The sequence below is a fragment of the Acidovorax sp. GW821-FHT11A03 genome (assembly GCF_058809075.1).
On record NZ_JBXASG010000006.1, the window covers coordinates 44112 to 63739 of the forward strand.

Genomic DNA, 19628 nt, shown 5'->3' on the forward strand with positions numbered 1-19628 from the left:
GGTGCGCACGACGGCGGCCGCTGACAAACGACATCGCCGCCCGGCATGCGTGACAAAATCGCACACATGCCGCCCGCCACGCCACAGCGCCTGCCCCCGCTCCATGCGGTGCGCGCCTTCGCGGCGGCAGCGCGCCACCTGAGCTTCACGCGCGCGGCCATGGAACTGCATGTCACCCACAGCGCCATCAGCCGCCAGGTCCGCGCGCTGGAAGACCACCTGGGCGTGGCCCTGTTCGAGCGGCGCGTGCGGCAGGTGCTGCTCACGCCGCAGGGCCAGCAGTTCTTTGCGCAGGTGGAGCCCGCCCTGGCGCAGATCGGCGCCGCAGCCCAGGCCCTGGCGACACCCGGGGCCCCGCGCACCGTGACCATCAACGTGCGCCCCTCGTTCGCCGTGCGCTGGGTCATCCCGCGCCTGCCGGGTTTCGTCGCGCAGTGCCCGGACATCGAGCCCAACGTGGTGACCAGCACGGTCACGCCCGACCACGCCACCGCTCCGTTCGACGTGGCCATCCGCCGGGGGCTGGCGGGCTGGCCGGCCGCGATCACGCCGCAGCCTTTTTTGCACGACCAGGCCCTGGTGGTGGGCACACCCGCGCTGTGGGCGGCCCAGCCGGTGCGCACGCCGCCCGACCTGGCGGCGCACGTGTTGCTGTGGTCGTGTTCGCGCCCCGGCGACTGGGACGACTGGAAGCGCCAGGTGGGCGCCCCGCGCCTGCAACCGGCGAGCCAGTTGCAGTTCGACCACCTGCATTTCGTGCTGCAGGCCGCGCTGGACGGGTTGGGCTTCGCGCTCGCTCCCGCCTCGCTGGTGGCGCAGGACCTGGCGGCGGGCCGCCTGGCCTGCCCGCTGCCGGGGCTGGCCCTGCCGCTCACGCGCCACTACTACGGCCTGGCGCCCCAGGCATCGCCGCAGGCCCAGCGCTTCGCGGCGTGGCTGGAGCAGGAACTGCAAGCGGCCCGCACAGTGGCGTGAGGGGCATGCAGCCCCCTCGGCTCAGCGCGCGGGGCGCAGCTTCACGCCGGGGAAGTCCACGGGCACGGCCAGCGCCACGTTCACGTAGTTGGTGAACAGGTTGAGCGCCACATGGGCCACGATCTCCACGATGTGCCCGTCGCTCCAGCCCTGCTCGCGCAGCGCCTGCACATCGGCGGCATCCACCTGGCCGCGCTCGTCGACCAGCTTGAGCGCGAAGCGCAGCACCGCGGCGGTGCGCGGGTCGGCGGATGCGCCCGACTGCGCGGCGGCCAGATCGTCGCCGCTCACGCCCGCCTTGCGGCCCAGCGCCGTGTGGGCGGCCAGGCAGTAGTCGCAGGCATTGCGGTTGGCCACGGCCACAGCGATCTGCTCGCCCAGCGCGGCGCCGATCTGGCCGCCGCCCAGCGCACCGAAGGCGCCCCACATGCTTTGCAGCGCGGCAGGCGAGTTGGCCACCGCGCGGAACATGTTGGGTGTGGCGCCGAAAGCGCCGTGGATCTGGTCGAGCAGCGCGCGCGCCGGGCCGCTGGCCGTGGAGCGGTCGACAAGGGGAATGCGGGCGGCGGAGGAGGCAATGGTGGACATGGTGTCTTCCTTGGAAATGGCATGGAGGTTGAAAGCCGGTGCGTTGGCCGCATCGGGTGCATGAACACAGCACCCCTGCAGTGTCTGGCGACATCGAATACCATTGGGCATCAATAGTCCATCATTCATACCAATACATCCAAAACAACCATGAACCCCACGGAAAGCAGCCTCACGCCACCGTCCGTGCCGCTGGACCGCCTGTCCTCGCTGCTGGAACGGTTCAGGGTGCGGGCGCGCCTGTTCCACACCGGCCCGCTGTGCGGCGTCACCCATTTCGCGGCGGCGCCCGGGCGCGGGTTTCTGCATGTGCTGCGGCGCGGCGAGATGGTGGTCGCCCACCAGCCCCTGGCGGGGCCACCGGAGCGCCTGGAGGTGCGCGAGCCCAGCCTGCTGTTCTACGCGCGGCCGCTGGAGCATTTCTTTCACAACGCGCCCATGGAGGGCTCGGACTTCACCTGCGCGGCACTGGACTTCGATGGCGGCGCCAGCCACCCGCTGGCGCGCGCCCTGCCCCCGCTGGTGCTGCTGCCGCTGGCCCGCGTCGAGGGCCTGCAGCAGGCGCTGGATTTGCTGTTCGCCGAGACCGACCGCCTGCGCTGCGGCCACCGCGTGCTGGCCGACCGGCTCTTTGAAGTCGTGCTGCTGCAGTTGCTGCGCTGGCTGCTCGACCACCCCGAGGAGGCGCGGATGCCCCCGGGCCTGCTGACCGGCCTGGCCGACCCGCGCCTGGCGCGCACGCTCACGGCCCTGCACGATGCCCCTGGCGAGGCCTGGAGCCTGGAGCAGATGGCCGCGCAGGCCGGCATGTCGCGCAGCGCCTTCGCGGCACGCTTCAAGGCCGTGGTGGGCGAAACGCCCGCGGACTACCTGGCGCACTGGCGCCTCACCCTCGCGCAGGCCCATTTGCGCGGCGGGCGGTCCGTGAAATCGATCGCCCATGGGCTGGGGTATGCCAACCCGTCCGCGCTGTCGCGGGTGTTTGCGCAGAAGCTGGGCATGTCGCCACGCGCCTGGCTGGAAGGCCTCGCGGCATAGCCGCCCCCCCTTGGCCCACCTAGCCCGGCTCGACGCAGGGCCCGCGGGACGCCACAATGCCCTGCGCCCACCGCCATGCCCCAGCCGCCTTCCCGCGGGGCGGATTTTTGGGTAAAAACAGGCGCCAGCGCTTTTACCCATTGCGTAATCAGCTACTTTATTGATAGCAAACACCCGTGAACTGCCCAGCCCCCGGAAAGGACTCACGCCATGAACACAGCGCTCACGCAACTGGCTGCCGGCTGCGACCTGGCCAGCGAGGCCCACGCGCCTCTGCGCCTGGCGTTTGGCCTGGCGTGTGTCGAGCGCGTGCGCCATCTGCTGGAAGACCCCGAGGCCATCGCGGGCCTGGACACGCTGGCGGCGTTCACGGCAGGCACGGTGGATGCCGCCACGCTGGCGAACGCCGCCGCCCGGATGAAGGAGGTGGCCTCGCACCACCGGGGCTCGCAGTCGCTGGACGGATCGGCCCATGCCGCCGTGTCGGCCACCTACGCCGTGGCCAACGCGCTCGCGGGCCGGGCACTGGAGGCCGCCAGCTACGCGGCCTATGCCACGGTGTACGCGTACGGCGGGTATGCGGTGCAAGACCTCTCGGCCTTCGAGCCGGAGCACCAGTGGCAGGTGCTGGCATTGCAGCGGCTGCTGGACGATGCTCCGTCCGAACGGTCGGCACAGCCCGCCGCCGCCAGCCAGCCCCGCGCATGAGCCGTCAGCAGATTCCCGCCGCGCTGGCCGCCCCGCTGCGCATGATCCTGGAGGCCGAGCTGGCACGGGGCAACGTCATCGACGAAGTGGCGGACTGGCCGCCCCAATGCGAGCTGCTTGTGATCCTGCGCCGCCCGTTCGCGACGGCCTACCCCACCGGGCCCGGCGTGGCGTTCACCGCCATCGAAGACAGGCACTACTGGAAGTCCGAATACAACCTCGATGGCGGCCGGCAGACGCTGGCGTGCGGTTTTGGCTGAGCCGTGTGATCAGACGTTGATGGCCGCCGCCGACCCGGCCAGCTTGCGCAGCTCGAACTTCTGGATCTTGCCCGTGCTGGTCTTGGGCAGCTCGCCAAACACCACGGCGCGGGGCACCTTGAAGCCCGCGAGGTGCTTCTTGCAGTGGGCCACGATGTCTTCGGGCGTGGTGGTGGCCCCCGCCTTGAGTTCCACAAACGCGCACGGGGTTTCGCCCCACTTGGCATCGGGCTTGGCCACCACGGCGGCGGCCAGCACGTCGGGGTGGCGGTAGAGCACGTCTTCGACCTCGATGGACGAGATGTTCTCGCCGCCCGAGATGATGATGTCCTTGCTGCGGTCCTTGATCTTGATGTAGCCGTCGGGGTACTGCACGGCCAGGTCGCCGCTGTGGAACCAGCCGCCCGCAAAGGCCTCGTCGGTGGCCTTGGGGTTCTTGAGGTAGCCCTTCATGGCGATGTTGCCCTTGAACATGATCTCGCCCATGGTTTCGCCGTCCTGCGGCACGGGCAGCATGGTCTCCGGGTCCAGCACGCGCACGTCGCGCTCCAGGTGGTAGCGCACGCCCTGGCGGGCGTTGAGGCGGGCGCGCTCGCCGATGTCGAGCTGGTCCCACGCCTCGTGCTTGGCGCACACGGTGGCGGGGCCGTACACCTCGGTCAGGCCGTACACATGGGTCAGATCGAACCCCATCTTCTCCATGCCCTCGATCATCGAGGCCGGGGGCGCGGCGCCCGCCACCATGGCCTTGACGCCCCCTTGTGCGAGGTTCTGCACACCCGCCTTCATCGCATCCGGCGCATTGACCAGCAGGCCGTGCACGATGGGCGCGCCGCAGTAGTGCGTGACGCCGTGGGTGCGGATGGCGTCGAAGATGGCCTGCGCGTCCACGCGGCGCAGGCACACGTTCACGCCCGCGCGGGCCGCCACCGTCCAGGGAAAGCACCAGCCGTTGCAATGGAACATGGGCAGGGTCCACAGGTAGACCGCGTGCTTGGGCATGTCCCACTCCAGCACGTTGCTGATGGCATTGCTGGCCGCGCCCCGGTGGTGGTAGACCACGCCCTTGGGGTTGCCCGTGGTGCCGGACGTGTAGTTGAGGGCAATGGCGTCCCACTCGTCGGCGGGCAGGCTCCAGGCGAAGGCCGGGTCGCCCGTGGCGACAAAGGCTTCGTAGTCCGTGCCGCCCAGGCTCTGCGCGGCGGGGCCGTAGAGCGCGTCCTGGACCTCGATCACGCGGATGGGCGTGGTGCCCCTGCGCAGGGCCAGCGCCTTGGCCATGGTGCCGGTGAACTCGGGGTCCACGATCACCGCCCTGGCCTCGCCGTGGTCGAGCATGAAGGCAATGGCCTCCGGGTCCAGCCGGGTGTTGAGCGCATTGAGCACCGCGCCCGCCATGGGCACGCCAAAGTGGGCCTCCACCATGGGCGGGGTGTTGGGCAGCATCACGGCCACCGTGTCGTTCTTGCCGATGCCTGCCTGCGCCAGGGCGCTGGCCAGCTGGCGGCAGCGGGCATAGGTCTGGCTCCAGGTCTGGCGCAAGTCGCCGTGCACGATGGCCAGGCGGTCGGGGTAGACCTCGGCCGTGCGTTCGATGAACGACAGGGGTGACAGGGATGCGAAGTTGGCTTCGGTGCGGGGCAGGTTCTGGTCGAAGATGGAGGTCATGGCTCGCGAAGGTGGGTGAACGGGTCACAGGCTACCGCCCCAGGCTGACTCAAACCCTTCGGCGGCGGCTCTGCTTGACACGGTACATCGCCGCGTCGGCGCTGGCCAGCAGCGTGTGCGCGTCCTGGGCGTCGCGCGGGAACAGGCTCACGCCGATGCTGGCGCGCAGGGCCAGCGGCTGGCCGTCGATCTGCAGCGGGCTCTCGAAAGCGAGCTCCAGCTTGGCGGCGATCTGCAGCGCCGCATCTTCGCAATCCACGTTCTCGCACAGCACGATGAACTCGTCGCCCGCGAGCCGGGCCACGGTGTCGGCCTGGCGCACGGCGCCCACGACGGTGCGGGCCACGGCCTGCAGCACCCGGTCGCCCGCGGCATGGCCCCGCGCGTCGTTGACGGCCTTGAAATCGTCCAGATCCACAAACAGCAGCGCGCAGTCCCGCCCGCTGCGGCGCGACAGCTCCAGCGCCTGCGCCAGGCGCTGCTCGAACATGCGGCGATTGGGCAGGCCCGTGAGCGCGTCGTGGTGCGCCAGGTGGGCCATGGCGTCGCGGCTGGCGTTGAGCTCCGTCATCTGGCGGCTGATCTGCTGCTCCATGTCCTGGAAACTGCGCGCCAGCTCACCCACCTCATCCTCGCGCTGCACGGGCAGCACGCCATGCGGGCGGCCCTGCGGAAAGGCCTGCGTGGCGCGCACCATGGCCTTCAGGGGCTGGGTGACCACGCGCGACACCCAGGCCGCCAGCAACACGCCCACGGCGCTCAGCACCAGCAGTATCTTGAAGATGCTGCGCCCCAGGCTCACCACCTCGCCCTGCACGGCGGCAAGGGGCTGGGAGAGCCCCACCACCATGGACCGCCCCTCCTGCGGTCGCCCGAAGGGCATGCGCACGAACGAGAAGACACGCGCCTCGTCATCGCCAGGGCCCTGCTGGCTGAGCACGGCCTGTTCCTCGCGGCCCTCGATCAGAGCCCCCACCGGGCCGAAGGCATCCTGGATCAGGATGCGCTGGCCGCGGTCGAAGCCGAAGGTCTGGGTGGCGTCCGGGTGCACCAGGAAATCGCCCCAGCGGTTGCTGAGAAAGAAGCTGTAGGAGGCGGGCAGCGCATCATTGAAATTGCGCAGGAACTGGTGCGCCGCCACGCGCACCACGACCACGCCCCGCACCTGTCCCCCACGCACCACGGGCGAGGCCATGCTGAACACGGGCAGGGCCTCGGCATCGGGAGCCCCCTCGTGGTTGATGCCGAACTCGGACACATAGACCTCGCCAGGCCCCAGCGCCAGCGTTTCGAAGACGAAGGGGAAATGGGCCTTCTCCTGCAGCTCCCCCTCGCTCGCGCGTAGCCAGGCGTCCCCCGTGCGGTCGATGCGCACCAGCTCCAGGCCGTAGTCCTGCGCACCGATGAAACGGATCTGCTGGTAGCTCGGGTGCGCCACCAGGCTGGCCCTGAACATGTCGGCCAGCACGTTCCTGTCCTGCTCGATGGCGGCCACGCTGGCCAGGAAGGCGGTGTCGCGCGCCACCGTGCCAAAGCCCGCCTGCATGTGGCGCGACAACACCTGGGTGGTGGCCAGCAGCGCCTGCTCGGCCCGCCCCTGCAGGCGCGTGCGGCTGGAGTCGAAGGTGTAGTAGCCCGCCAGGACGGCGGCAAACACGCTGAAGGACGCCAGCAGGATTCCCAGCCGCAGCGCAATGCCCCATTTCATGCGGGTTTTCATGCGTCAGAACCGGGAGGGCCGGTCTCCCGACAGGATGCGCTGCCACAGTTGCGCGCGGCGTGCTTCGTCCTCGACGGGCTCCAGCCAGACGATGGCCCCGGCGGGGGCGTCGTCCGAGAGCGCGGGCGGCTCGTCGAGCGTATTGGCCAGGCCCTGGCGCCGGGTCAGCTCGCGGCTCACCGTGGGGTCGAGCATGTAGTTGATCCACTCGGCGGCCAATGCGGGCTGGGTCGAGCGCCGGGTGATGGCCCAGCAGTCGAGCCAGGCCAGCGCCCCCTCGCGCGGCACCACGTAGCCCACGTCCAGCCCGGCATCGCGCAGCTGCTTGAGCTGCTGCTGGCCGTAGTTGGCGTGCATGACGGCAATGCGGTGCTTGCGAAACAGCTCCAGCGACTCCTCGGGCAGGCTATAGAACGAACGCACGTTGCGCCGCAGGGCCACCAGGTCCCTGGCCAGGGGGCCGAACTGGGCCGCATGCAGGTGAAACGGCGGCAGGCCGCGGTACATGGCCGCCAGGGAGAACCCGTGGCTGCTGCCGTCGAATGCCAGCACACGCCCCCGCCAGCGCGGGTCCCACAGCACCGCGATGGAACTGGGGGGCACGGCCATCTGCTGGCGGTCATAGATCAGCCCCATCTCGGAATAGGTGTAAGGCATCGCGAACACATCCGTTCCCTGCGCGATGCCCGCAATCGCATGCAATTGCCGAAAGCGCGGAAGCTGGCGCTCGGCATTGGGAATGTTGTGCACAGGCAACGGTGCAAGCAGCCGGCGTGCCACCAGGCGCGCGATTTCGGCGGTATTGGCGGCCACAAGGTCGAAACCGGGCCCTTGGGGAGAGGCCAGCTGGGTGCGCAGCACGTCGTCGGAGGCGACGGTGGTGACCTCCACCTTGACCCCATGGCGCTTCTCGAAAACGGCCACGATGTCGGGGTCGGCATACCCCGGCCAGGACAGCACGCGCAGCACCGGCGCGGCCCTCGCGGGCGTGGGCCACAGGAGCGCGGGCACCAGCGGCAGCAGCACGGCCACATCCCGGCGCCGCAGCCCCCGCTGCGCCGAAGTGCTGGACGCGTCCATTGCCCGCCACCATGCCGTGACCGCCATGCCGAAAGCCCCGCTTCTGCAATATCTGGTAACAAACAGTTTACGCGGACAATACGCGGCGTGACGATCCCTCAGTCTTTCATTCAGGAACTGCTTGCCCGCGTCGACGTGGTCGACATCGTGGGCCGCTATGTGCAGCTCAAGAAAGGCGGGGCGAATTTCATGGGGCTGTGCCCCTTTCACGGCGAAAAATCCCCCTCGTTCAGCGTGAGCCCCGCCAAGCAGTTCTATCACTGCTTTGGCTGCGGCAAGAACGGCAATGCCATCAGCTTCCTCATGGAGCACGCGGGCATGGGCTTCGTCGAGGCCGTTCAGGACCTGGCCCAGCAGGTGGGCCTCTCGGTGCCGGACGACGACATCTCCCCCCAGGAGAAGGAACGCGCCGCCGCCGCCCGCCAGAAGCAGGCCACGCTGACCGACGTGCTGGAGAAGGCTGCCGACGCCTACCGCCGCCACCTGCGGGAATCCCAGCGCGCCATTGGCTACTTCAAGGGGCGCGGCGTCTCGGGGACGGTGGCCAAGCGGTATGGCCTTGGCTACGCCCCCGAAGGCTGGCGCAGCCTGGCCAGCGTCTTCGCGCAGTACGACGACCCGTTGCTGGAGGAAAGCGGCCTGGTCATCGTCAACGACGAGGACGGCGGCAAGCGCTACGACCGGTTCCGCGACCGGGTCATGTTCCCCATCCGCAACGTCAAGGGCGAATGCATCGGCTTTGGGGGCCGCGTGCTGGGCGACGACAAGCCCAAGTACCTCAATTCGCCCGAAACCCCCGTGTTCCACAAGGGCCGCGAACTGTACGGCCTGTTCGAGGCGCGCACGGCCATCCGCGAGCAAGGCTATGCCCTGGTCACCGAGGGCTACATGGACGTGGTGGCGCTGGCGCAGCTCGGGTTTCCGAACGCGGTGGCCACGCTGGGCACCGCCTGCACACCCGAACACGTGCACAAGCTGCTGCGCTTCACCGAATCGGTGGTGTTCAGCTTCGACGGAGACAACGCCGGCCGGCGCGCCGCGCGCAAGGCGCTCGATGGCGCCCTGCCCCACGCCACGGACACGCGCAGCATCAAGTTCCTGTTCCTGCCGGCCGAGCACGACCCGGACAGCTTCATCCGCGCCCACGGCACGGACGCTTTTGCCAAGCACGTGAGTGAGGCCGTGCCGCTCAGCCGCTTCCTGGTCGAATCGTCCAGCGACGGCTGCGACCTGGCCACCGCCGAGGGCCGCGCCCACATGGCCAGCAACGCAAGGCCGCTCTGGACGGCCCTGCCCGACGGCGTGCTCAAGCGCCAGGTGCTGGGCGAGCTGGCGGACCTCACCCAGCTCAAGGCACAGGACCTGGCGGACCTGTGGGGCCAGGCCACGGCGCGCGAGGCACCGCGGTCCTCCCACTCCGGTCACGGCGGCCATACCGGCGCAGGTAGTGCACCGGCCCGACAGGCGCCTGCGGCCTACGACCACGAACCACCCTCCTGGGACGCCCCGCCCGACGGGGGGTCGTGGCCGCCCCAAGGCGAGCCGGGCAGTGGATACGACGGCGGATACCAAGGCGGCTACGGCGGCGGCAGCGGCGGAAGTGCTGGCCAGGGCAGCAGCTATGGCAACAAGCCCCCGTTCCGCAAGGGCGGCGACTGGAAGGGCAACTGGAAGAAAAAGGACAAGGACTCTCCCTGGCCGCCCCAGCCCCGCCTGCCGCGCACACCCACCGCCAGCCGCACGGACCATGCCGCGCGCCTGCTGCTGTCGCACATGGCCTTCCTGGAAGAGCTGACCCACGACGACCACGCCACCCTGTGTGCGCTGCAGCCTCCCCACGGCCCGCTTTTTGGCTGGCTGGAGGCGCAGTTTCACGAACACGGCCCCCTGGCCTGGGCCGTGCTGCGCGAGAGCCTGCGCGATCACGAGTGCGAAGCTCTGGCCGTGAAGGTGATGACGGGCTCGCACGCCCAGACCGAAGGCGACCTGCAGGAGCTGCGCACGGAACTGCGGGACCTGCTCAGCCGCATGCAGATCGAAGACATCGAGGAGCAGCAAAAACTGCTGATGCTGCAAGCCGCCATGGACCCGACCGCCCTGGAGCGCTACCGTGCACTGGAACAAAAACGCAGGGTTTTGCTGGGAGTGGCTGTCAAAGCCGCTTGAAATCCCGCTAAGCGGTATAATGTAGGGTTAGTTAGCGGCAAGAGCGACAGCAGCACCTCCGAACCGGGCCACCGTGACAAACGCGCACAACCAGCCCAACCATCGCAAGGACTGCACACCAAATGATCGCCCAGACATCTTGCCCCTGAGGGCCTCCCCTCAAAGCGCGAAGACATTTTCAGCTTCGCGTTGCCACCCGCGCCGGGATCTGTGGCGCTTGCGTTTTCTTTGTGTCCGTTTTTGATTCTGAGGTTCTCCCATGCCCGCTCAAAAGTCCGCGAAGCCGCTCAAGTCTGCTCCAGGCACCGCCGCGAAGGCCGTTTCCACCCCTGCTGCCAAGGCTCCCGCGAAGGCCGCGGCCAAAAAAGCTGCACCCGCACCCGCCCCAGCAGCCAAGAAAGTTAAAACCGTGCCCGTGAAAAGTTCTGCCGAGCTGACAAAAGCCGCCGATGAATTGCTGAAGAAAAAGCCTGTCCGCGCCAAGGCTGCCGCATCCGACGAGGAAGACACCCCGAAGAAGCGCCCGGGACGCCCCGCCAAGGCCGCGGGTGCCGCCGAATCCAAGGCGCCCGCCAAGCGGGGCCGCAAGCCCAAGGCTGCGGCCGGCGGCGATGAGAGCGGTGATGATACCGACCTGTCCGACATCGAAGCGGACCTGGAAGGTGAAGTCGAGGAAACCACCGAAGCCGCGGCCACGGTCGAGAAGGTCAAGCCGCTGCGCATGAAGATCAGCAAGGCGAAGGAACGCGCCTTGATGAAGGAATTCGGCCTGGACGAGACCGTCCTGTCCGAGGAAGACCTGGCCAAGCGCCGCTCGCGCCTGAAAACCCTGATCAAGCTGGGCAAGACGCGCGGCTACCTCACGCACGTCGAAATCTCCGACCACTTGCCCGACAAGCTGGTGGATGCCGAAACCCTCGAAGCCGTCATCACCACGCTGAACGACCTGGGCGTGGCCGTATACGAGCAGACGCCCGATGCCGAGGCGCTGATCATCACCGACAACGCCCCCACGGGCGCCAGCGAAGAAGAAGCCGAGGAAGCCGCCGAAGCCGCCCTGTCCACCGTGGACTCGGAATTCGGCCGCACCACCGACCCCGTGCGCATGTACATGCGCGAAATGGGCACGGTAGAGCTGCTCACGCGCGAAGGCGAAATCGAGATCGCCAAGCGCATCGAAGGCGGCCTGATGGCCATGATGGAGGCGATCAGCGCATCGCCCGCCACCATCGCCGAGATCCTCAACATGGGTGAGGAAATCCGCGAAGGCAAGGTCGTCATCTCCACCATCGTGGACGGCTTCTCCAACCCCAACGAGGCCGACGACTACGTGGCCGAGGAAGACTTCGACGAATTCGACGAAGCCGACGACGACGATGGCAAGGGCGGCTCCAAGGCGCTGACCAAGAAGCTCGAAGAGCTCAAGAAACAGGCACTGGAGCGCTTTGACAAGCTGCGCGAACTGTTTGAAAAAGTGCACAAGGTGTACGACAAGGAAGGCTACGGCACTCCTGCGTACGTGAAGGCCCAGCAGGCCCTGTCGGCCGAGTTGATGACCATCCGCTTCACCGCCAAGACCATCGAGAAGCTGTGCGACATGGTGCGCGGCCAGGTGGACGACGTGCGCAAGAAGGAGCGCGAGCTGCGCCGCATCATCGTGGACAAGTGCGGCATGCCGCAGGAAACCTTCATTAAGGACTTCCCGCCCAACCTGCTGAACCTGAAGTGGGTGGAAAAGCAGGCCGCCGCCGGCAAGCCCTGGAGCACGGTGATGGCGCGCAACATTCCGCCCGTGCAGGAACTGCAGCAAAAGCTGATGGACCTGCAATCGCGCGTGGTGGTGCCGCTGACCGAGCTCAAGGACATCAACAAACGCATGAACGAGGGCGAGGCCACCTCGCGCGACGCGAAGAAGGAAATGATCGAGGCCAACCTGCGCCTCGTGATCTCCATCGCCAAGAAGTACACGAATCGTGGCCTGCAGTTCCTCGATTTGATCCAGGAAGGCAACATCGGCCTGATGAAGGCCGTGGACAAGTTCGAATACCGCCGCGGCTACAAGTTCTCGACCTACGCCACGTGGTGGATCCGCCAGGCCATCACGCGCTCGATCGCCGACCAGGCGCGCACCATCCGCATCCCGGTGCACATGATCGAGACCATCAACAAGATGAACCGCATCTCGCGCCAGCATCTGCAGGAGTTCGGCTTCGAGCCCGATGCATCCATCCTGGCCGCGAAGATGGAGATCCCGGAAGACAAGATCCGCAAGATCATGAAGATCGCCAAGGAGCCGATCTCCATGGAAACGCCGATCGGCGACGACGACGACAGCCACCTGGGCGACTTCATCGAGGACGGTGCCAACACCGCCCCCATCGAAGCCGCCATGCAGGCCGGCCTGCGCGACGTGGTCAAGGACATTCTCGATGGCCTCACCCCCCGCGAAGCCAAGGTGCTGCGCATGCGCTTCGGCATCGAGATGACCAGCGACCACACGCTGGAAGAAGTGGGCAAGCAGTTCGACGTGACCCGCGAACGCATCCGCCAGATCGAGGCCAAGGCACTGCGCAAGCTCAAGCACCCCAGCCGCTCGGACAAGCTGCGCAGCTTCATCGATTCGCTGTAACCACCCCGGCAGCCGGCTGCCCTGGCTGCACCCCAAGGCCCTGCCCCGCATCGCGGTGCGGGGCTTTTTCGTTTCTGCGGGGCGGCCCCGCGTTTACCCCGATGCTCCCGACAGCAAAATGACAGCTTGTAACGCGACTATTACATACTGCTGATGGAGACTGTCATGCAGTTCGGCACTCTCCGGCTGCAGGGCCTGGCATCCCAGTGCACGCTGCACGTGCCCGTTCAACGACCTGCCACCTTTTTGCGAGACACCGCATGACATCCTTCAACCGCCGCCAGATCCTCACCCAGGCTGCCGCAGCCAGCGCCGTGGGCGCGCTCGGCGCATCGCTTGCAGCGCCTGCCTGGGCGCAGGCCGCCGGTGCAACTGCCGCCGGCGCGCGCGGCGCGCCCGCCAAGGCCTCCAGGCTGGCGCCCACGCTGCGCATCGTGATCCCAGCCAACCCCGGCGGTGGCTGGGACCAGACGGGCCGGGCGCTGGGTGCGGCCCTTGCCGCCGTCGGTGCGGCAGACCAGATCGAATACGAAAACGTCGGCGGCAAGGGCGGGACCATCGGCCTGGCCAAGTACGCGGAGAAGTACGGCAACGACGCCAACACCCTGCTGATGGGCGGCATGGTGATGGTGGGCGCCGTGGCCCTGCAGAAACCCGCCGTGGACCTGACCCACATCCAGCCGCTCGCACGGCTCACCAGCGACTACCTGGTGGCGGCGGTGGCGGCCAAATCCCCCATCAAGAACGCCAAGGACCTGGCCGAAGCCATGCGCGCGGACCTGCGCGCCGTGCCGGTGGCCGGAGGCTCCGCGGGGGGCGTGGACCACATCTTTGCCGGGGTGCTGGCCCGCGCGTCCAAAGCCAGCCCGGAAGGCCTGGTCTACAAGCCCTTCGCTGGCGGCTCCGAAGTGGCGGACGCCGTCGTGTCCGGCGGTGCGGCGATGGGCCTTTCCGGCTACAGCGAATTCAGCGACGCCATCGCGGCGGGCAAGCTGCGCGCCATCGGGGTATCGTCCCGCCGCAGCGCCTTTGGCCTGCCGGCCTTCCGTGAGCAGGGACTGGACGCGACCATGGCCAATTGGCGGGGCGTGTTCACCGGCAAAGGCGTGCCGCCCGCACGCGTGGCCGAGATGCTGGCCGCGGTCGAGGCGGCCACCGCCCACGAGTCCTGGCTGCGCACGCTCAAGAACAATCGCTGGGAACCCTCTTGGCTGACGGGCAAGGATTTGGCAGAGTTCATGGAGCTGGACCTCACCACGGCGCGGGTCATGGTGTACCTGCTCAAGCTGAAAGCCTAGAGACACCCCCGGGTCGCTTCGCGCCCCGGCGCAGCGGCCGCCCTTCGGGGCCGTGCGGGCCGGCGCCGGCAAACCGCTTGGAGTGGCGACGCCCGGCCCCGCAAGCAGGTGCGCCGCCCGCGCGGCGGGGGCGGCCCTTGCATGGCGGCCTCGGGCCATGGCCATGCCAGTTGCCACCGCAGCCAGTTCATCTGAAACGCATTGCCAGGAGCCGCTGATGAAAATGTCCAACCACTCCATCGGCGCACGCATGGCCACCGCGCTGGGCCTGGTGCTCGCCCTCCTGCTGGGGGCCGCGCTGTTCGGAATCGCGGCCCTGTACCGCAGCCTGGGAACCTACGAGACCACGGTGCAGGAGCGCGTGGCCCAGGAGCGCGCGGTAAGCCGCATGGAAAACGAGTTCAAGACCCAGGTGCAGGAGTGGAAGAACACCCTGCTGCGGGGCGAGGACTCGCGCAAGCGCGAGCTGCACTGGGCGGCGTTCCAGGCCAGCGAAAAGCGCGTGGCCGATGCGGCGAAGGCGCTGGAGCCCCAGCTGACCGATGCGCAGGAAAAGGCGGCGCTGCAGAAGTTCACACAGGCCCACGCGCAGATGGCGCAGGGCTACCGCAAGGGCTTTGAAGTGTTCCAGTCGCTCGGCTTCGTGCCCTCCGCAGGCGATGCCGACGTGGCCGACATCGACCAGGGCCCCGCCAGGCTGCTCACCGCCCTGAGCGAGCAGGTGGCCGCCAGCAGCGCGGCCATTGCCGAACAGGCGGCGCTGAACGCGCGGCGGGCGCTCGCCAGCAGCCTGGTGGCGCTGGCGCTGGTCACGGCCTTGGGCGGCTGCGCGGGCTGGCTGCTCACGCGCTCGGTGGTGCGCCCGCTGCGGGTGGCCGTCTCCGTCGCCAACAAGGTGGCTGCGGGCGACCTGACCACGACCATCCGGGTCGATGGCAAGGACGAACCCGCGCGGTTGCTCGAGGCCCTGCGCACCATGCAGGAGAACCTGGAAAACGTGGTGTCGGGCGTGCGCAGCAACGCCGAGGGCGTGGCGAGCGCCAGCGCAGAGATCGCCCAGGGGAACGTGGACCTGAGCATGCGCACCGAGGAGCAGGCGTCGTCGCTGGACGAAACCACCTCGTCCATGCAGCAGCTGCAGGCGACCGTGCAGCAGAACGCCTCCAACGCACAGCGCGCGAGCGAGCTGGCCCGCAATGGCGCATCGGTGGCCCAGCGCGGAGGCGATGTGGTGACACAGATGGTGACGGTGGTCCAGGGCATCCAGGACAGCTCGCGCCGCATTGCCGACATCATCGGCGTCATCGACAGCATCGCTTTTCAGACCAACATCCTGGCGCTCAACGCCGCCGTAGAGGCTGCACGCGCCGGCGAGCAGGGGCGCGGCTTTGCCGTGGTGGCCAGCGAGGTGCGCAACCTGGCCACCCGCAGCGCGAGCGCCGCGCGCGAGATCAAGGAGCTGATCCAGACCAGCGTGGAGCGCGTGCAGGCCGGCTCCGACCTGGCCCGCAACGCGGGCAGCACCATGACGGAGGTGGTCTCCTCCATCCAGGGCGTGAGCGCGCTGATGAACGAAATCAGCCAGGCCAGCACTGCGCAGACCAGCGACATGCTGCGCGTCACGCAGGCCATCGTGCGCATGGACGAAACCACGCAGCAGAACGCGGCCCTGGTGGAAGAAAGCGCGGCGGCGGCCGGCAGCCTGAGCGGCCAGGCCCGCCAGCTGGTGGAGGCCGTGGAAGTGTTCCACCTGCGCGGCAGCCACCGTGCCTTAGCATTGCCACCTGCGGCGCATTGAATGCCGCACAGGGACGTACTGGCGTCGAACAAGCGCCTATTGCTATATTTTGTATAGCAATAGGCCCTTTTCCAATAAGCGCCGGACACCCGTTTCCATGGATTTCCTGGACCACGGCGGAGGATCTCCGTTGTCCAGCGGCCTGCGCATTGCCCCTGCAACCGGGGCCGCGCAGGCGCGCAGCGCCTCGGAGGGAGGGCTCCCCAACTAATCTATCTTGAGCCCGGACTGCTTCACCAGCCTCGCCATGCGCGCCACCTCGGTGCGGAAGAACGCAGCCGTGGCATCCGGCGTTGTGGCCTGCAGCAGGTAGCCCTGGGCGAGCAGCGCGTCGCGCACCTCGGGCATCCCCAGGGTGGCGCGCACGGCCTGGTAGACCCGTTCGGTCTCCGCCTTGGGCAGGCCCGCGGGCCCCACCATGCCGACCCATCCATCCAGCGCGTACTGCGGCAGGCCCTGTTCCGCGATGGTGGGCAGATCCGGCAACAGCGGCGAGCGGGTGGTGGACGACAGGCCGATGGCCTTGAGCGTGCCCGCCTTCACATGCGGCGCCGCCACGGCCACCGCGATGAACGCCAGCTGGATCTGCCCGCCCAGCACGTCGGCCGTGAGCGGCCCCATGCCACGGTAGGGGATGTGCTTGATGTCGACCTGCGCTTCGTGCACGAACATCTCGGCCGCGAGGTGCAGGATGGTCCCGTTGCCCGACGAACCGTAGTTCAGGGTCCCGGGCTGGGCCTTGGCCAGGGCGATGAGTTCGCGCACGTTCCGGGCGGCCACCGAGGGGTGCGCCACCAGCACGAACGGCGTCGCACCGATCACGGTGATGGGCGTCACGTCGTCGACGGCATCGTACGGAATGCTCTTGAAGACGCTGGGGTTCACCACGTGGTTGTTGGACACCATGCCCAGTGCCGAGCCGTCCCTGGGCGCCTTGACGATCATCGAGGTGCCGGTGATGCCCCCCGCTCCGGGGAAGTTCTCGATCACCACGGCGCGCCCGAGCGACTTGCCCAGGCCGGGCCCGAAGGCGCGCGCCAGGCCGTCCACGCCCGAACCGGCGCTCACGGGCAGGATCAGGCGCAGCGGGCGCTCCGACGCCGCCTGGGCCCACGCGTGCAAAGGCGCTGCCAGGCCGGCGGCCAACGCGGCCAGCGCCGTGCGCCGGCGCAGCGCCGGTGGCGGGCAGGCGGGGTGGTGGTGGATGAAAGGATGGTGGTGCATGGCGGTTGTCTCCGTGTTGTGATCTCATCCATCGCCCGGCGGGTGCACGCGCCCCAGCGGGCGCATTGCTCAAGCCACGGCGTGCCTGTCCTGCAGCGCCTGGATCTGCGCGGGGGTGTAGCCCAGTTCCTGCATGAGCGCGCCGGTGTGCTGGCCCAGCACGGGCGGCTGCAGCCGCACGCCCAGGCGCTGGCCGTCCATGCGCAGCGGGCACAGCGTGGTGCGGGCGGTCTGCCCCGCCCGCTCGCCATCGGGCAGGGTGATGTCGGCCAGGCCGCCCGTGGCGTTGAGGTGCGGGTCGTCAAAGAGCTGCTCGGGCCGCGAAATGGGTGCGAACGGCAGGCCGTGCTTTTCAAAGATGGCCGCCAGCTCGGCGGCGCTGTAAGTGGCCAGGCGCTGGCGCAGGTCGGGCATCAGCGTGGCACGGGCGCGCACCCGGTCGTTGTTCGTGGCCAGTTGCGGGTGGGCCTTGAGGTCGGCGAACCCCATGGCGTCGCAAAAGGTGATCCATTGCGCATCGCTGACGGCGGCCAGGAAAATCTGCTCGCCATCCTTCACGCTGAACACGTCGTACAGCGCCCAGGACGAGATGCGGTCCGGCATGGGCGCGGCCGGCTGGCCGGTGACGGCGTACTGCATCATGTGCTGGCCGACCAGGAAGACGTTGTTCTCGAACAGCGCCGAATCCACCTCCTGCCCCCGCCCGGTGATGCCGCGCTGCATCAGCGCCGCCATGGCACCGATGGCGCCGAACATGCCGCCCATGATGTCGTTCACGCTGGTGCCCGCGCGCAGCGGGTCGCCGGGCCGGCCGGTCATGTAGGCTAGGCCGCCCATCATCTGCACCACCTCGTCGAGCGCCGTGCGGTGCTCATACGGGCCCGGCAAGAAACCGGTGTGATTCACGTAGATCAGGCGCGGGTTCAGCGGGCTCAGGGCCGCGTGGTCCAGCCCGTATTTCGCCATCACGCCCGGCTTGAAGTTCTGCGCCACCACGTCGGCCGAGGCGGCCAGCTTGCGCGCGACCTCCAGGCCCTCGGGGCTGCGCAGGTCCAGCGCGATGCTCTTCTTGTTGCGGTTGAACATGGGGAAGAAGCCCGCGCCGGCGCCCAGCAGGTGGCGCGTGCGGTCGCCGTCCACGGGCTCGACCTTGATGACCTCGGCCCCGAGGTCCGCCAGCACCATGCCGCAGGTGGGGCCCATGACCATGTGGGTGAACTCCACCACGCGCAGGCCCTGCAGGGGCAGTGCACGGGGGGCAGAGGTGCCGGGTGGCGCGAGCGGGGAGGAAGAAGAATCGGTGTGGGATGTCATGGGGCGACGATACGGGATGGAAGGGCGCGCGGCGGTGGCTCAATGTTGAGCTCGTGGCGAGCTCAGTGGATGGCGGCGAGGGAGACGGTCCCTGCGCCGGTGCGCGGTACCCCGGCCTGCCACAGCGTGCCGTGCAGGGTCTCCCCGGCCAGCCAGCCCGCCACACGCTCGCGCAGCGCCAGCAGCGCGTCCACGTCGATGCCGGTTGCGACGCCCATGCGTTCCAGCATGAACACAAGGTCTTCGGTGGTGACATTGCCGCTGGCGCCCGGCGCGTGCGGGCAGCCGCCGATGCCGGCCAGGCAGGCATCAAAGCGGGTGATGCCGGTCTGCCAGGCCGCGTAGACGTTGGCCAGGCCCATGCCGCGCGTGTCGTGAAAGTGCGCGCAGGCCAGCCGGTCTCCCACCAGCGCGCGGGCCTTCTCGAACAGGCGGGCCACCGAGGCCGGGTCGGCATAGCCCACGGTGTCGGCCAGGCTCACATGGTCGGCCCCGGCATCCAGCAGGGCCTGCATCAGGCGCAGCACCTCGCTCTCGGCCACCTCGCCCTGCAGGGTGCAGCCAAACGCCGTACCCACGCCGCCTTCGATCAGGCAGCGGCTGCCGCTGGCGTCGCGCAGCGCGCGGATGCGCGCCACCTCGGCCACCACGTCGTCGGGTGTCTTGCGCAGGTTGGCCAGGCTGTGGGCATGGCTGGCGGACAGGGGCACCACCATCAGGTCGGCGCCGCATTCAAGCGCACGTTCGGCGCCTTTGTAGTTGGGCACCAGCACCGAGGCGACCAGGCCCGGCAGGGTCTTGGCATGGGCCAGCACCTCGGCGGTGTCGGCCAGCTGGGGCAGCAGGCGGGCGGGCACGAAGGAGCCGACCTCGATCTCACGCTGGCCCGCGGCATAGGCCGCGTCGAGCCAGTCGATCTTGTGCGCGGTGGACACCACGGTGGCGATGCTCTGCAGGCCGTCGCGCAGGCCCACTTCGCGCACCACGGCCCGCGCGGGCGCCATGCCGGGCGCGGGACGGGTCGCGGGGAAAAAAGAAGGGGTGTTCACGGCGTTGTCTCCAGCTCGTTGGTGTTCCGTGGGAGATTCTAGAAATTCCCAACAGAATCAGAAAATACATCTCGGAAGCCATATGATTCCCAAAAGGAACATCACAGTCTTTC

Annotated in this window: 15 protein-coding genes; 8 read left to right on the forward strand and 7 right to left on the reverse strand. The window is 68.6% G+C overall.

Annotated elements, in window-relative coordinates; all coding sequences use genetic code 11:
- The first annotated feature begins 45 nt into the window (after positions 1–45).
- Positions 46–975 (forward strand): LysR substrate-binding domain-containing protein, encoded by a 930-nt coding sequence (locus AC1RVY_RS16015; RefSeq protein ID WP_492807160.1) that lies wholly within the window; start codon positions 46–48, stop codon positions 973–975.
- Between the two features lie 21 nt (positions 976–996).
- Here AC1RVY_RS16015 and AC1RVY_RS16020 read toward each other — a convergent pair whose 3' ends face one another.
- The gene (locus AC1RVY_RS16020) at positions 997–1563 is read right to left on the reverse strand and encodes a carboxymuconolactone decarboxylase family protein (RefSeq protein WP_218340249.1); all 567 of its coding nucleotides are present in this window, start codon (positions 1561–1563) and stop codon (positions 997–999) included.
- Between the two features lie 150 nt (positions 1564–1713).
- Here AC1RVY_RS16020 and AC1RVY_RS16025 point away from each other — a divergent pair, with 150 nt between their 5' ends.
- The 3 genes from AC1RVY_RS16025 (at position 1714) to AC1RVY_RS16035 (ending at position 3569) form a co-directional block, all read left to right on the forward strand.
- Positions 1714–2601, forward strand: coding sequence for a helix-turn-helix transcriptional regulator (locus AC1RVY_RS16025; RefSeq protein WP_492253543.1), 888 nt, complete (start codon positions 1714–1716; stop codon positions 2599–2601).
- A gap of 210 nt (positions 2602–2811) precedes the next feature.
- Positions 2812–3309: a hypothetical protein gene (locus AC1RVY_RS16030; protein WP_492807163.1), complete on the forward strand. Its 498-nt coding sequence runs from the start codon at positions 2812–2814 to the stop codon at positions 3307–3309.
- On the forward strand, positions 3306–3569 hold the full coding sequence (locus tag AC1RVY_RS16035; protein ID WP_218295380.1) for a hypothetical protein: 264 nt from the start codon (positions 3306–3308) through the stop codon (positions 3567–3569). Before AC1RVY_RS16030 ends, AC1RVY_RS16035 begins: the two co-directional genes overlap by 4 nt.
- A gap of 9 nt (positions 3570–3578) precedes the next feature.
- Here AC1RVY_RS16035 and AC1RVY_RS16040 read toward each other — a convergent pair whose 3' ends face one another.
- Genes AC1RVY_RS16040 through AC1RVY_RS16050 form a run of 3 tightly spaced genes read right to left on the reverse strand, consistent with a single transcriptional unit; the run spans position 3579 to position 8037 of the window.
- On the reverse strand, positions 3579–5237 hold the full coding sequence (locus AC1RVY_RS16040) for an acyl-CoA synthetase (protein WP_492807164.1): 1659 nt from the start codon (positions 5235–5237) through the stop codon (positions 3579–3581).
- A 49-nt stretch (positions 5238–5286) separates the two neighbouring features.
- On the reverse strand, positions 5287–6945 hold the full coding sequence (locus tag AC1RVY_RS16045; protein ID WP_492266996.1) for a diguanylate cyclase domain-containing protein: 1659 nt from the start codon (positions 6943–6945) through the stop codon (positions 5287–5289).
- Positions 6946–6960: 15 nt separating this feature from the next.
- Positions 6961–8037 (reverse strand): ABC transporter substrate-binding protein, encoded by a 1077-nt coding sequence (locus AC1RVY_RS16050; RefSeq protein WP_492807167.1) that lies wholly within the window; start codon positions 8035–8037, stop codon positions 6961–6963.
- 87 nt (positions 8038–8124) lie between these two features.
- On the opposite strand from AC1RVY_RS16050, the gene dnaG reads away from it, so the two are divergent.
- The 4 genes from dnaG (at position 8125) to AC1RVY_RS16070 (ending at position 15928) form a co-directional block, all read left to right on the forward strand.
- Positions 8125–10203, forward strand: coding sequence for a DNA primase (gene dnaG / locus AC1RVY_RS16055; protein ID WP_492807168.1), 2079 nt, complete (start codon positions 8125–8127; stop codon positions 10201–10203).
- A 259-nt stretch (positions 10204–10462) separates the two neighbouring features.
- Positions 10463–12832: an RNA polymerase sigma factor RpoD gene (gene rpoD / locus AC1RVY_RS16060; protein WP_492807170.1), complete on the forward strand. Its 2370-nt coding sequence runs from the start codon at positions 10463–10465 to the stop codon at positions 12830–12832.
- 260 nt (positions 12833–13092) lie between these two features.
- Positions 13093–14130: a Bug family tripartite tricarboxylate transporter substrate binding protein gene (locus tag AC1RVY_RS16065; protein WP_492807172.1), complete on the forward strand. Its 1038-nt coding sequence runs from the start codon at positions 13093–13095 to the stop codon at positions 14128–14130.
- A 217-nt stretch (positions 14131–14347) separates the two neighbouring features.
- Positions 14348–15928 (forward strand): methyl-accepting chemotaxis protein, encoded by a 1581-nt coding sequence (locus tag AC1RVY_RS16070; RefSeq protein ID WP_492807173.1) that lies wholly within the window; start codon positions 14348–14350, stop codon positions 15926–15928.
- Positions 15929–16135: 207 nt separating this feature from the next.
- On the opposite strand, the gene AC1RVY_RS16075 is transcribed toward AC1RVY_RS16070, so the two are convergent.
- From AC1RVY_RS16075 to AC1RVY_RS16085, 3 genes are all read right to left on the reverse strand, one after another.
- On the reverse strand, positions 16136–17152 hold the full coding sequence (locus AC1RVY_RS16075; RefSeq protein ID WP_218295387.1) for a tripartite tricarboxylate transporter substrate binding protein: 1017 nt from the start codon (positions 17150–17152) through the stop codon (positions 16136–16138).
- A 69-nt stretch (positions 17153–17221) separates the two neighbouring features.
- Positions 17222–18466 carry a CaiB/BaiF CoA transferase family protein gene (locus AC1RVY_RS16080; protein ID WP_492807176.1) on the reverse strand — a complete coding sequence of 415 codons (1245 nt, stop codon included), beginning with the start codon at positions 18464–18466 and terminating at the stop codon, positions 17222–17224.
- A 62-nt stretch (positions 18467–18528) separates the two neighbouring features.
- Entirely contained in the window at positions 18529–19470 is a 942-nt protein-coding gene (locus AC1RVY_RS16085) for a hydroxymethylglutaryl-CoA lyase (protein WP_492244247.1), read from the reverse strand.
- Between the last annotated feature and the right edge of the window lie 158 nt (positions 19471–19628).

What these genes read in the sequence shown, in the direction of transcription:
- AC1RVY_RS16065 (WP_492807172.1), top strand. Translation starts at nt 13,093, where the DNA reads ATGACATCCTTCAACCGCCGCCAGATCCTCACCCAGGCTGCCGCAGCC.
- AC1RVY_RS16015 (WP_492807160.1), top strand. Translation starts at nt 46, where the DNA reads ATGCGTGACAAAATCGCACACATGCCGCCCGCCACGCCACAGCGCCTG.
- AC1RVY_RS16070 (WP_492807173.1), top strand. Translation starts at nt 14,348, where the DNA reads ATGAAAATGTCCAACCACTCCATCGGCGCACGCATGGCCACCGCGCTG.
- AC1RVY_RS16025 (WP_492253543.1), top strand. Translation starts at nt 1,714, where the DNA reads ATGAACCCCACGGAAAGCAGCCTCACGCCACCGTCCGTGCCGCTGGAC.
- AC1RVY_RS16040 (WP_492807164.1), bottom strand. Translation starts at nt 5,237, where the DNA reads ATGACCTCCATCTTCGACCAGAACCTGCCCCGCACCGAAGCCAACTTC.
- AC1RVY_RS16080 (WP_492807176.1), bottom strand. Translation starts at nt 18,466, where the DNA reads ATGACATCCCACACCGATTCTTCTTCCTCCCCGCTCGCGCCACCCGGC.
- AC1RVY_RS16045 (WP_492266996.1), bottom strand. Translation starts at nt 6,945, where the DNA reads ATGAAATGGGGCATTGCGCTGCGGCTGGGAATCCTGCTGGCGTCCTTC.
- rpoD (WP_492807170.1), top strand. Translation starts at nt 10,463, where the DNA reads ATGCCCGCTCAAAAGTCCGCGAAGCCGCTCAAGTCTGCTCCAGGCACC.
- AC1RVY_RS16035 (WP_218295380.1), top strand. Translation starts at nt 3,306, where the DNA reads ATGAGCCGTCAGCAGATTCCCGCCGCGCTGGCCGCCCCGCTGCGCATG.
- AC1RVY_RS16050 (WP_492807167.1), bottom strand. Translation starts at nt 8,037, where the DNA reads ATGGACGCGTCCAGCACTTCGGCGCAGCGGGGGCTGCGGCGCCGGGAT.
- AC1RVY_RS16020 (WP_218340249.1), bottom strand. Translation starts at nt 1,563, where the DNA reads ATGTCCACCATTGCCTCCTCCGCCGCCCGCATTCCCCTTGTCGACCGC.
- AC1RVY_RS16075 (WP_218295387.1), bottom strand. Translation starts at nt 17,152, where the DNA reads ATGCACCACCATCCTTTCATCCACCACCACCCCGCCTGCCCGCCACCG.
- AC1RVY_RS16030 (WP_492807163.1), top strand. Translation starts at nt 2,812, where the DNA reads ATGAACACAGCGCTCACGCAACTGGCTGCCGGCTGCGACCTGGCCAGC.
- AC1RVY_RS16085 (WP_492244247.1), bottom strand. Translation starts at nt 19,470, where the DNA reads ATGGCGCCCGCGCGGGCCGTGGTGCGCGAAGTGGGCCTGCGCGACGGC.